The 12,198-nt window shown below is 56.9% G+C and carries 7 protein-coding genes and 2 pseudogenes; 1 reads left to right on the forward strand and 8 read right to left on the reverse strand.

Features of this window, described 5'->3' with window-relative positions; all coding sequences use genetic code 11:
• Positions 1-37: 37 nt before the first annotated feature.
• The 5 genes from AC3B5A_RS02785 to AC3B5A_RS02805 all read right to left on the reverse strand — a co-directional run bounded on the left by AC3B5A_RS02785 (position 38) and on the right by AC3B5A_RS02805 (position 5,392).
• Positions 38-784 carry a hypothetical protein gene (locus tag AC3B5A_RS02785; protein WP_489798680.1) on the reverse strand — a complete coding sequence of 249 codons (747 nt, stop codon included), beginning with the start codon at positions 782-784 and terminating at the stop codon, positions 38-40.
• Positions 785-823: 39 nt separating this feature from the next.
• Positions 824-2,353: a hypothetical protein gene (locus AC3B5A_RS02790; protein WP_489798682.1), complete on the reverse strand. Its 1,530-nt coding sequence runs from the start codon at positions 2,351-2,353 to the stop codon at positions 824-826.
• Between the two features lie 50 nt (positions 2,354-2,403).
• Positions 2,404-3,162: an ABC transporter ATP-binding protein gene (locus tag AC3B5A_RS02795; RefSeq protein WP_489798684.1), complete on the reverse strand. Its 759-nt coding sequence runs from the start codon at positions 3,160-3,162 to the stop codon at positions 2,404-2,406.
• 285 nt (positions 3,163-3,447) lie between these two features.
• Positions 3,448-4,197, reverse strand: a complete 750-nt coding sequence (locus AC3B5A_RS02800) for a hypothetical protein (RefSeq protein ID WP_489798686.1) — start codon at positions 4,195-4,197, stop codon at positions 3,448-3,450.
• Positions 4,198-4,282: 85 nt separating this feature from the next.
• Positions 4,283-5,392 carry an HhH-GPD family protein gene (locus tag AC3B5A_RS02805; RefSeq protein WP_489798946.1) on the reverse strand — a complete coding sequence of 370 codons (1,110 nt, stop codon included), beginning with the start codon at positions 5,390-5,392 and terminating at the stop codon, positions 4,283-4,285.
• 1,512 nt (positions 5,393-6,904) lie between these two features.
• On the opposite strand from AC3B5A_RS02805, the gene AC3B5A_RS02810 reads away from it, so the two are divergent.
• Positions 6,905-7,504 carry a tRNA (cytidine(34)-2'-O)-methyltransferase gene (locus tag AC3B5A_RS02810; RefSeq protein WP_489798948.1) on the forward strand — a complete coding sequence of 200 codons (600 nt, stop codon included), beginning with the start codon at positions 6,905-6,907 and terminating at the stop codon, positions 7,502-7,504.
• Positions 7,505-7,968: 464 nt separating this feature from the next.
• Here the strand turns inward: AC3B5A_RS02810 and AC3B5A_RS02815 are convergent, their stop codons facing one another.
• The 3 genes and pseudogenes from AC3B5A_RS02815 to AC3B5A_RS02825 all read right to left on the reverse strand — a co-directional run.
• On the reverse strand, positions 7,969-9,141 hold the full coding sequence (locus tag AC3B5A_RS02815; protein ID WP_489798688.1) for a cell division protein FtsQ/DivIB: 1,173 nt from the start codon (positions 9,139-9,141) through the stop codon (positions 7,969-7,971).
• A gap of 137 nt (positions 9,142-9,278) precedes the next feature.
• Positions 9,279-10,991 (reverse strand): annotated as a pseudogene (gene murC, locus AC3B5A_RS02820) (UDP-N-acetylmuramate--L-alanine ligase); the annotation flags it as partial.
• Positions 10,965-12,119 (reverse strand): annotated as a pseudogene (locus AC3B5A_RS02825) (UDP-N-acetylglucosamine--N-acetylmuramyl-(pentapeptide) pyrophosphoryl-undecaprenol N-acetylglucosamine transferase); the annotation flags it as partial. The pseudogenes AC3B5A_RS02825 and murC, both read right to left, overlap by 27 nt.
• Between the last annotated feature and the right edge of the window lie 79 nt (positions 12,120-12,198).

Consider the following 12,198-nt stretch of genomic DNA (forward strand, 5'->3'; position numbering starts at 1 on the left):
ATCCTGTACTCTTGCAAGGTAAAGAACCGTGTAAGCATTACTCTTGGATTCCCTGACCACGCCTCAACGACCACAACAACGAAGCAACTACGGCAAGCAGAAGCGCCACACAGAAGATGACACGAGCTGAAACGGTCCCAGCGGTATCGTGAGTGGTGTACAGGCGCAGCATAAAGCCGGTTTTCGCTTGCAGTTTCTGCGTCGCAATATTGACAATAACAAGCACGGTTCCTACAGCCAATCCGTAGAACCTGCCCGCTGCTGCCATCCCCAGTATCATGAGAGCCATGTCAATAATGATGTTGACGCATGCCACCGTCACAGCTTCCCGATGAGAAGATGTACTTGCCGCCCCGCCCAGCCACCATATGAACAGTACCGCGACCGCTTGCGCGGCAACAGCCGCAGCCATGTAATACAGCCACAACCTGCGCTGGGTAAACCTCTCCCAGATGGTCATTGAAGAGGACAGCAACACCAAACTCATCACCATGAACACCACTGCCAAAACCTCGGCCACAGGAACCACCAACGCCTGTTCGCGGGTTGCCGGAGGACATCCGACGTACGCGCTCGCCATATTCCCGCGCAATGCTTTATGCGCCGTGCCGAGGGCTGGCAGACAGACTTGATCAGCGAACGCCAGGAAACGATTGGCATCACGCTTACCCAGCAGAATGCTGAGTACCGGAACCAGTATTGCCATACCCAGCGCAAACAGCGCGGAAACAGCATGCCTCCCCTGCAACCATAGCGGTGCATTAGCGAAAGGAAATGTCGCCATTCGATCCTGCTGTCTACGATGTTTTGCCATGATTATAGATCAATCTTTCACTTCTTGAGCGATATTGTCATGCAGCACATCTTCAGCCGTCAAGGTGCGCTGTTGAATCTGCTGATGATGACGCTGGTAGAACGCTCGGAACCCGCTATCATCCACCTCGGCCAGAACGGTATGTACTTTGTCTTTGCCGCTATATCCCTCGATATAGGTTCGTGTGGACTCCCCGGTGGCCTCATATGCCGCCAAATCAGACATTCGCTGAGGTAGAACCGCATTGATGTAATCACATATACGATCCGCAGTGTCCAGAGTCTCCTTGTCTGTGCCTTGCTGCTCATGCGCCGATGGAGCGTCTTTGTCAGCAGCACCGGCATTCATGGCATCGGTATACTGCTTGGTGAACTCGCTGAAATTGGATGCTGGACCGTCAGCGTCCGAATCCAATCGGATTACGTTGGAGCCCAGTCGGCGAATCATGTCGTTTCCGCGGCCATCCACGTTCCATTGCCCGCCACGCGTCGCCGGCACGAACGCATTGCCCAACAACACAACAAAATCATCATGTACGTCACTTCCCATGCCCCATTGGGCAACGGAATCGACATACTTCATATACTGCTTGCGTTTGAGTGCATCGCTTGGATATGAGCAGACGGCAATCTTGGCTTTGGCACCGCTTTCGCATACCGGTGTAAATGGTTCCGCCCTGCGCCACACCTTCGGACCAAACGAGCTGACTGCCACGGACACCAGTGCTATAACCACCAAGAATGATGCCAATGCGACAGCTTTAACAGCAATTCCCTCACGCCATGATGACTCATACCACACACACGCTGCAACGCAGATGGCGATAAGAGCCACACGGAACAACATTTGCCACATCAGAGCAGCCGAAGACAACCTCATGCCAGGCTCCCCTACCGTGCCGGGAAGAATCGGGAACACGAGCGCCTTGCTGTCACCCCAAGAAGACGCCTGTACGCCAGAGTCGGTAAAAGGGTATTGCAGTAGAAACACGCCAACCCAATCCACAACAACCACGATGACACCAACAATCACCGTCGACCACCGACTGCCGGTCAGTCTCCCGACCACGTATCCCATTGCCGCCATGCTCATCACTACAAGGCAACCGGACGCAATCAACGCCCAAGGAATGTCAGAGAAGGTGCCTATCTCCTCACACGTCATCACCATAGGCACGACAGAGACAGCAAAGAACACTCCCGCAAGGAACACTATCTTGAGCATCGGCACGGCATTGTGACGCAGAGGGGCACCGGCAATCCAAGGGGCACCGATCACACTGCCATTGCTTGAGATTCTAGAGCTGAACCATGCAGCGAACATGCCTGCGACAATATCGGGAACAATGTGCGCAAACGACAGTTGAAAGGTGAGATTCGACAGACTCGGCATGCTGCGATACGAAAGCCACAATGCCAATGGGTACACAAGCATTGCAGCTAACAACGTCATCACACTGACCGGAGTCAGCGTCCATATCATGGTTCGGACGGTTCCCATGCGCGAACCGCTATGCGCGTGTGCTGCCTTCGTTGCCATTCTCTTCCGTTTCTCAATACGGGCGGTGTCTCGGTACTGCGCCCCGTTATCTATATATGCGCCTGTGAGGATTCCATCAGGTTGCGATAGCCTGATTCCCAGACCGTCATCGTGGCATCGTCGTCGCTGCCGTACATCGCCAAATCGTCCACGGAACCTTCCATGAGCACGCGCCCATGATCGATCACCAGAACACGACCGGCGATTGCGGCAAGGTCCTCAACCAAGTGAGTGCTGATAATCACCGTATGTTCCTGTGCATAAGCGTCAAACAAATCTCTTACGGCAACTCGCTGTATCGGGTCAAGTCCCACCGTCGGCTCATCCAAAATCAACACGTCAGGTCGGTTCACCATTGCACATGCCATGCCCGCCCTCTGGCGCATACCACCAGAAAGCTGACGCACGTTCTTGTTGATTTCATCGTTCAATCCCACCTCGGCAATAACGCGGCGTGCGGCCCTATCAGACTGCGATACGCTCAAACCGCGGGTCCAGGCGGCATAACGCACATTATGCAGCAGTGTCGAACCGTTCATCATCTCAAAATGCTGCGGCAAATAGCCAACATGTGCTCTGGCTTCCGCCCTTGAGCGGCGCTCCCCTGTCGTATTGCCCACGATGGATACCACACCTGTTGAAGGCTGTGACAGTGTGGCAATCAGGTTCATCAACGTTGTTTTCCCCGCACCGTTCGACCCAAGCAGACCATATAAGCCGACACCGAAAGACAGATTCAAATCACGGTAGATCAGAGCATCCTTTTTATATCCAAAATCTACGTGTTCCAACTCCACCGTGTTGACCATGTACACCTCATCATCATTGGTTATCACAAGACAGAACAGCAGGCGCTACACCTTTGCGTTTTACTCATGTTTTCACTCCATGGGTATCGCTGTTGTTTATTCTTCTATGAACTCAACTACACAGTTCTCCAGCAGCAGAACATGGATGTGAAACGACACGCAATAAGCGTGTCGGCAATAACAATCAGTAATCAGCAATCAAGCACTGTAACGTCCTTTTGCCTAGCGCAGAGCACATATCCTGCGATAGGCCAATACCTACCCTGGTCCCCAACTCAAATCAACTCAAATGATGCTGACGGTAACCTTGTTGCTCACTATCTGCGGATGGTCCTTGAGACTGAGCTGCGCCACGTACGTGCCACGGTCCACTCGCGGCAGCACGCTGTCATCCTTGCATTGCGTGCCGGTGCGGTCGGCATTCCACACGATGGCCTGAGTATCGGTGCTCATATCTGACACGCTCGCCATGAGCAGCTTGCGCGGAGCTGACGGGCATACGTTCGACTGCCAAACGGTGTCGTCACCCGAGGTGATGGTCAGCACTCGCGAAGCATCGGACGCGTCAACCAGGCAACTGCCGGAACCCTTGTGACGCACGGTGGCATTAAATTTCACCGACCCGGCCAACGGTGCGCTCTGCACATCCGCCTGCAGCTCAAGCGTGACATGGTCGGCATTGCAATATTTCGGCGCCTTGGACGAGTTGACCTGAGCGGAAGTCTGCGCAGCCGAGCCACCACCATCCGGTGTGGGTACGGCGTCGCGTATCAGCGTCGAAGTCCTGCGCCCGTCAGCCACTGCCGAGGCAGCAACCACGCCACGCCCCAAGCTGTATACACTCCACGCCACCACTGCCAACACCGCCACAAGCGCTATCACAACCACAATGCGACGGCGCCAATACACGGCGTTCATGCTTCGCGTTGCCGTATCCGAGCGGTTCGCAGCACCGGACTGCTTCGCCGCGGGCGCCGTTCCCTTACGCTTCCCCTCTTGCCCGGTGCGTGCGGAGGAACCTGCCGATGAGGCCATTGAACTACCACGACCTTTGGAACGAGGACGGTGAGGATGTTGGGATTGCGAAACCATGTTGCCCAGTCTAGCGCTGCGTACGAATTCAGCGTGGCAGGCTGAGCGAACGGTCCGGATGAATCACGATAAGGCCGTCTTCGTCAAGCGAGGCGACACACTGGTCGAGCTGCACCCGGTCGTCCCACAGCGCTTCCACACTGGTGCGAGGCAATGTGCCGTTCGTCTGTTCCAAACCTCTCAGCGCATCGAGTATCTTCCCGCGCACCTGCCGATTAGTGCCTTGGAAACGCTGCCTCGGGCGGGTTCGTTTCTCCCCCAAGTGCGGTCTGCCAGCGGCCAGGAACGCACACGAGTCGGCGATAGGGCACTCTTGGCACATCGGGCTTTTCGCCGTGCACACCAGTGCGCCAAGTTCCATGATTGCCTGATTCCAGGTCACGCTCGCGGGGACGGCCGAACCGCACGCGGCGTCGTCCGTAATGTTAGCGATGCCTTCCGGCTCATTACCGGTACACAAACTCGGCCGGTGCTTCACTGCATATGAGGTATCTTCCGTAATGTCAACGGTACCTTCTGGCTTAGCGATGCCTTCCGGCTCATTGCTGGTACACGAACTCGGCCGGTGCTTCATGCCGTGTGAAGCACCTTTCACAACATCATCGTGCTCGGCTGCCTGCCTATCTCGAGGCAGCACTTCCTGTGCCAGTTTCCGTTCCCGCGGCGTGGCGGAACCACCCAAGGATTCCTCGCCCAGGAATACGCGAGAAAGCACGCGACGAATGTTGGTGTCTACCACAGCCGCTTTGCGGTGGAACGCGAAACTCAACACTGCGCTGGCTGTGTAATCGCCGATGCCCGGCAGTGAAACCAGTTCGTCATAGGTCTGCGGCAACTCCCCGCCATACTGGTCGCTCACCACGCGGGCGCACTCCTGCAATCGCAGCGCACGACGCGGATACCCAAGCTTGCCCCACGCGGTGATCACTTCGGCTGTGCTGGCCTTGGCGAGCGCCTGCGGTGTGGGCCATACTTCCATCCATGCCTGCCAGTAGGGCACCACACGGCTCATCTGGGTCTGCTGACTCATCACCTCCGAGACCAGCACGCCCCACGGTGTTGTGCGGCCGAAGCGCCATGGCAGGTCACGCGCATGCTCCTGCCACCAAGCGAACAGACCGGTGCGAATGTGGCGCAATGATGACGGTGGTACCGTTCGTTGAGGTTTGGTCACTGATTTGGCTGCCGGTTGGGGCTGGGCCACTGATTTAGTAGATAGCTGTGGCTCAGTCACTGATTGGGGCGTTCGTTGAGGTTTGGTCTGGGGCACACCCCTATTGTGCCGTAAGTCGTCACCAAACAACATCAAACAAGAGCCGGCATATTGTGCAATTGCTAACAGCGCTATCTGTCCAATAGCGCAGACTCCGCCATCTCGGTCGCGCACCCCCATCACCGCACTTACCAACGCATCAACTGCCAAACCTCATCCACGACTCACAACCCAGCAAACCCCACGCCCCCACCAACCACCACGCCTCATAACCCGGCAATCACAACACTTCACAACCCACTAAACGTCACACCAACAACGCAACAATCACAACGCCAACCACCACGCCTTACGCATTACAACCCACCACGACCCACTAACCAGCAACCACCACACAATCCACCAACCACCACACAGTCCACCAACCGTCACACCTCACAACGCGACAATCACAACACCAACCGCCACATCCCACGACCCACTAGCTATTAACCGTCATATCTCACAATTCACCAATGATCACACCAGCCCCACAACATAGCAACCGCCACACCAATCTTCACTCCTCATGATGCAGCAGCGTTTCCGTCGCTGATACCCTCCTAGCGACGGAAACGCTGCGCCACCATCAACAAACGCAACCAAACCGACACTCAGCAGCGCTCAACGACGGAAACGCTGCAACCTCACCAACAAACGCAACAGAAACGACGCTCAGCAGCACTCAGTGACGGAAACGTTGCGACACCACCAACAAACGTAACCAAACCGTCACCCAACAACACTCGTCTACACTCATCGACGTCCAACGACGGAAGCATCGCAGCAGCACCAACAACGCAACAGAAACGACGCTGAGACGATATCAGAGACGGAAATGTTGCGACACGACCTACAAACGCAACCAAACCGACGTTCAGTGGCACTTCAGCGACGGAAACGCTGCAACCTCACCAACAAACGCAACAGAAACGACGCTCAGTGGAGCTCAGCGACGGTTTGGTTGCGTTCGTTCGTAAATCCACCCGTTAGTCTGTCGGTTCACGGCGATATTTTGGGGATATGACACTTGAGCACATGAACGAACAGCACTCAAAACAAGACGGGCAGACGGACACCGCCATACAACCGAAATATGCCGAACAGACCGACATCTCCATGCAACCGACGCACAACGGGCAGACGGAGAATACCATGCCGTCAAAACGCGACAAACAGACCGGTAGCACCATACAATCGAAATGCGGCCAACAGACGGGTGCCACCATACAACCGAAATATGCCGAACAAGCCGGCACCTCCATGCAACCGACACACAGTGGACAAGCAGATTCCGCCGTACAACCGACGCACAGCAAACAGGTCGATGCCACCACGCATTCACAGACAGATTCTGCGGCAGGATCACAAGCCGACCCGCAAGCCAAGGTAAGCGATATGTACGAATACGGCTATCGCAAGTCGAACTACGGGCCCGACGAGCTGGTCACCGACGCACATGGCAACCCGATCAATGTGACCGACGCAATGATGAGCGCCCATGAGGCCGCCGCCACCCCCACAGTCACCCCTCACCTGTGCTACTACTCCCCCCGTATCCCGGGCAACACCGGTTCCGCCATTCGTCTGTGCGCCGTGACCGGCACAATCCTGCATCTGGTCGAACCGCTCGGCTTCAACCTGCGCGACACCAAACTGCGCCGAGCCGGGCTGGATTACCACGACATGGCGCACGTGGTGCTGCACCCTGACTTTGACGACTTGGTGAACTCCATGCCGAACTCACGCATCATCGCATTCACCGCGCACGCCACCAAAAACTACACAGAGGTCGAATATAGGCCGGACGACATCCTGCTCTTCGGGCCTGAGCCGGGCGACATTCCCGACCCGATGGACATTATGGCCGGTCCACATGTGGCCGAGCAGGTGCGTCTGCCCATGCGCCCGAGCCTGCGCTCGCTCAATCTGACGAACTGTGCGTCGATCGCCATCTACGAGGCGTGGCGTCAGCTTGGTTTCAAAGGCGGAGAATAAAAGCGTTCGAGTTCTCTGGCACGCATCGCAGCATTATGAGACTGCCCTCGTATAAGCAGTCTCATAAGGGTAATTTCCATATAGGCAGTCTCATAGGCCTTTCATATGGACCGCCTTATACGCGGGACGCTTGATAATCTGGCGCAACTGCAGCAGGGAGAAGGATTGCCATTACCGCACCTTACATACGGGACTCTTGATGATCGGCCACAACCGCAACTGGGAGACAAAACATCTACCGGCTGCACCTTGTATGCGAGTCAACTTGATAACCAGATGCAACGGCGGCTGGGAGACGGCGCCCACTAACCGCACTTTATACACGGTCTACCTGATAACCAGACATAGCCACAGCCGGGAGACGAGATCGCCCCAACTGCACCTTATACACGGGGTCTACTTGATCACCATGTGCAACGCGGCTGGGAGGAGAGACTGCCACCAACCGCACTCATATGCATGCCCTACTTGATAATCGGACGCAACGGTGCCGACACATCAACCTGATGCTTGTCCCCTATTTTGGTCGGATCGTTCACGATTTTATCGACCACTGCCAGCTTGAGCTTGATCTGCGAGGCATCACCCCACACAATCACACGCCCACCGTTGTCAATTTCCGTAGTGACGGAATCCTGCGTTTGTGCCGTAACCTTTGAAACTCGCTGGCGCATCTGCTTGGGCATCTGGTTGAGAATCTTCAATGCCTGCTGCACTGCACGATTCTTCAATCCTTCATCCACACTGCCGGTTTCGATGACGGGAATACCTTCAACGGGTGTGTTGACGACCGAATTCAGTACGCGCGCCTCTCCGTCCACAGCCGTGGACTTGCCATCAGGCGTTTTGAGCAGCGCAGCAGGCTCCTGGGCATGGACCTCCACACTCAAACTCTTCGGGTAATGCTTGTCCACTTGGGCTTTGGTCACTCCAGGAATACCATCGAGTTGCGCGGCGATATCATCCGTCGACACCAAAAACAGCGATTTTCCCGTCTGCTTGCTGGTGATGGCGGTAATCTGACGCTCGCTTACCCAAGCATTGTTGCCAGCGATACTGACTTCTTGAGGCTCAAGTATGAACACCGGTGAAAACAGGAGCAGCCACACCATGGCGGCAATTGCAGCCAGCACACCCAGTACGGCAAATACGCGCACCATCACACGCCTACGGTTCGCCTGCTTGCGCTCCTTGAGACGAGCGTTGAAATCCACCACTTTGGGACGCGACACCACTCCCAAGGGACCTGAGGTCTGGCTGAGGGTCTTAGCCACCAAATCTTCGCCGTCAAGGGCACGAACGTCTGGGAACCCTTGGCTTTCACCGTAGTCGATGGTTCTGGAGCGACCTTGTGCCGAAGCGCTCAACCGGGCTGGTGAACTGTTCGAAGACGAGGAATGCGAACGACTTGAGCGAGAACGACGGGACTGTGCAGGCTGAGAAGACCGTGACGAGGAATCCCCCACCACAAGTGCAACAGAATCCGAGTCGCGCGTACGAGAAGAACGCTCACCCTTGGATTTGCCGGTACCTTTCGAGGTTGCACTACGGCGCTGATCTCGACCGACTCCGCTCTCCTGCAGGCGAGATTGTGCCACACGCGCCTGTGACGCCGTTCGCTGGTGCTTGCGCGCCATTAGCGCACTCCCCCACGCTCACCCGTATGGTGCATCTCTTCGCGACGTTTTGCCTCGTGTTGACGTTTTGATTCTTGGGAATCTTCTGCTTCTTCGTGAAGCTCCTTCTCTGCGGCAACGCCACCGCCTTGTTCACGCGATTGGAGAACCGCCAGCATGACCGACCCCATGTCGGTAACGTCCCCGGCTCCCACTGTGAGCAGCACATCTCCTGGCTGAGCCCGCAAGGCGAGCATTTTGGCACCTTCACGCATGTCGGCGACCATCGCGATATTCGTCTTGCCGGCAGTGCTTGCCGTTGTCTTGTCGCGTTCAGGTTCCGTACCGGCAACGTACTGACTTATAGCGTGCGAGCCTGCAGCAGATGCACTATGGTCGCCGTGCTGTTCGGATTGTTGCCGTTGCACCTCATCCACCAAGGTTTGCGCGCTCACACCGGGGAAATCAGCCGATTGCTCGCGAGCAGGGAAAATCGAAGTGACGATGACATCGTCGGCCAAACGCAGCGCACTGGCAAACTCTTGGGTGAAGAACGCGGTACGCGAGAACAGATGTGGTTGGAACAGCACGCGAATGGCGGCGTGCGGGTACCTGCGGCGTGCTGCGGTGAGCAAGGCATGGATCTCAGTGGGATGATGGGCGTAATCATCGACCACTTCTGCTCCATAAGCGCGCCCTTTGGATTCGAATCGTCGAGAAGCCCCCATGAAACCAGACAGCGACTGTGCCGCAGCGTCAACGTCCATGCCCAGCAACGCAGCGCAGATAATCGCCCCTGTGGCATTGCGCGCATTGTGTGCCCCGGGCACCTGCAGGTCAACCACGACGCGCCTCTCGTCATCACCGTCACAACCGGCAAAGCCTGCCGGAAGCTCCACGGTGAACCGTTCCCGGCCGGTGCCATCCTGCTCTTGGTCCGAGAGGATATGAACTACCGTCAAGCCTGTATCATTGTTCTCGTCGTTGCTCGTTATGCCGCCCAGCAACGTCTGTGCGCTGGTTGCCGACTCGGTGGTGTAGGCGATGGTCTTCGAAATCACCTCGCGGGGCAGGGAACGCAGCAATACCCGAGCACCTTCATCGTCCACCGACATCACCACATTGCGTTTGGCATGACCGGCATACTCCACGAATGCTTTGCGATAGCGATCAGCGTCACCGTAAAAATCCAGATGGTCAGCTTCCGCATTGGTTATCAGGGCGATATCCGGACGGTACTTTTCGAAGCTGCCGTCCGACTCATCCGATTCAGCCACCATCACGTCGCCTGTGCCGGCATGACCGCCGTCAATGGCCTCGCCGTCCAAGGACTGGATTGAACCGCCGATCGCATAACTCGGGTCGGACAGACCGCCCTGACCTGCATGGGTAAGCATGTGCGCCAGCATGGAGCTGGTTGTGGTCTTACCGTGAGCACCGGCCACACTCACCGCACGTTTACCGTCCATCAGCAACGCCAGGATATCGCTGCGATGCACGATGTGCGCCCCGGCTTGAGCCGCCGCCACAATCTCCGGATTGTCAGGTTTGATGGCGCTGGAATAGACGACGGTGCGAGCACCGGAGACATGCTCGGCCTGCTGGCCGAACTGCACCGTGATGCCGAGATCCTGTAGACGTTTGGTCTTTGCGCTGGCTCCACGGTCGGAACCGCTTACCTCGACGCCACGCTCGTGCAGCATCTCGGCCAGCACGCTCATGCCAGAGCCGCCGATACCGATGAAATGGGTATGCCCCAAATCTTCCAGCCCGGTTTTCCGGTCAAACCCTTGACGAGCAGGGACCAGTGTGATGCGTTCAGGCGTTACGGCACCAGTCTCACCTGCCAAACGGAGTACCTCCTGTGCCATGACATCGGCAGCATTGCGAATGCCGTACCCCCAAGCCTGCCTCCCCATGGCCTGCAAAGCTTGCGCATCAGCCAATAGGCCGGGAACATGTTGCTTCACCCAAGCGGCAGTGAATGCCTCATTGGACACCATCAGACCGCCACCGGCCTGCACCACCGGTTCAGCATTGAACCGCTGTTCACCATTGCCGATAGGCAACGGCACATACACGGCAGGAAGCCCGAGCGCCGTCAGTTCACTGACCGATCCGGCTCCGGAACGGCATATCACCAAATCCGCACAGGCAAACGCCAAATCAATACGCTCAAGGTATGGTGCCACATGATAATCACCGAGCCCGGCATGAGCTGAGTCAAGATCGTTGACCACGCCTTCCCCGAGAACGCCACTCACCGCAGCGCGCACCTCATCAGCTTTGCCTTTGCCGGTCAAGTGGACCACCTGCGCCACATCCAACAGTTCGGGTGCCGCCGCAGCCACCGCACGGTTGACGCTCAACGCTCCCAGCGACCCTCCGGTCACCACAACCACCGGACGAGTCGGATCCAAGCCCAAAGCCTGCGCAGCCTCTACCCTTGCAGCATGTCTATCGCGTTCAAACGATTCGCACAGTGCTGCGATGGCCGGACGCAGTGGCAAACCTACGCGTTGCATCCGTGCACCCTTTGCCGGCTTCAGGCCGGTGCCCACATATGCCGTACCGATAAAGGAAGCCCATCTGCTGCCCAGCTTGTTCGCCATGCCTGCTCTGGCATTCTGTTCATGCACCGCAATCGGCAGACCCATCTTATGGGCCACCGTGTAGGCAGGCGCAGACGCATAGCCGCCGAAGCCAACCACCACATCGGCCTGACGCCGTTCCAGAATGGCACGAACCTGCGCTTGCTCCCTGCGCCACAGCGAGGGAAAACGCAGTGCCGCCTTGTTGAGCCGACGAGGGAAAGGCAACTTATCTACCACGTCGAGCTCAAAGCCGGCAGCAGGCACAAGATCATGCTCCAGACCAACCGCAGTGCCAATCACACTGACCTGAGCCGACGGGTCAAGCTTGGCAATCGAGGCAGCCACACTCAACAGCGGGTTGACATGACCTGCCGTACCACCACCTGCGAGCACAATATGCTTCATCAATCTGCCTCCACTACCACGAACCTGCGGGAGAACCGCTGCCTGTGAACCTATACCGACTTCCATTATGGCCTATGCC

The organism is Bifidobacterium sp. ESL1133 (assembly GCF_058107325.1).

What these genes read in the sequence shown, in the direction of transcription:
- AC3B5A_RS02785 (WP_489798680.1), bottom strand. Translation starts at nt 784, where the DNA reads ATGGCGACATTTCCTTTCGCTAATGCACCGCTATGGTTGCAGGGGAGG.
- AC3B5A_RS02790 (WP_489798682.1), bottom strand. Translation starts at nt 2,353, where the DNA reads ATGGCAACGAAGGCAGCACACGCGCATAGCGGTTCGCGCATGGGAACC.
- AC3B5A_RS02795 (WP_489798684.1), bottom strand. Translation starts at nt 3,162, where the DNA reads ATGGTCAACACGGTGGAGTTGGAACACGTAGATTTTGGATATAAAAAG.
- AC3B5A_RS02800 (WP_489798686.1), bottom strand. Translation starts at nt 4,197, where the DNA reads ATGGCCTCATCGGCAGGTTCCTCCGCACGCACCGGGCAAGAGGGGAAG.
- AC3B5A_RS02810 (WP_489798948.1), top strand. Translation starts at nt 6,905, where the DNA reads ATGTACGAATACGGCTATCGCAAGTCGAACTACGGGCCCGACGAGCTG.
- AC3B5A_RS02815 (WP_489798688.1), bottom strand. Translation starts at nt 9,141, where the DNA reads ATGGCGCGCAAGCACCAGCGAACGGCGTCACAGGCGCGTGTGGCACAA.